The sequence below is a fragment of the Clostridium sp. DFI.1.208 genome (genome assembly GCF_024463855.1).
GTDB lineage: Bacteria > Bacillota_I > Bacilli_A > Erysipelotrichales > Erysipelotrichaceae > Clostridium_AQ.
Map to the genome: position 1 here is coordinate 1 of NZ_JANGCA010000282.1, position 283 is coordinate 283.

A 283-nucleotide genomic window follows, 5' to 3' on the forward strand; every position below is an offset into this window, starting at 1 on the left:
CCTTCAATACCTTTTCCTCTCAGGAGCAGGTATTGAATCTGAGTACGTCCCAGTCAACCGTATTAAAGACGGTCGGACAAATTATGAATGTACTATCTGTGTTTGTTGCGATTGTACTGGCGTTCCTGATCCTGTATGCCAATAATTTTCTGATTCGCAGAAGGAATCAGGAGTTTGGAATTTACATGCTGCTTGGAATGCCGAATCGAGATATTTCCAGAATCCTTGTATATGAGACAATGGCAGTCGGATTTCTTTCCCTGCTGAGTGGGTTGTTGCTGGG

The 283-nt window shown here is 43.5% G+C and carries 1 protein-coding gene; it reads left to right on the top strand.

Features of this window, described 5'->3' with window-relative positions:
* A partial coding sequence (locus tag NE665_RS24380) for an FtsX-like permease family protein (RefSeq protein ID WP_256302767.1) occupies positions 1–283 on the top strand: 283 nt, incomplete at both ends.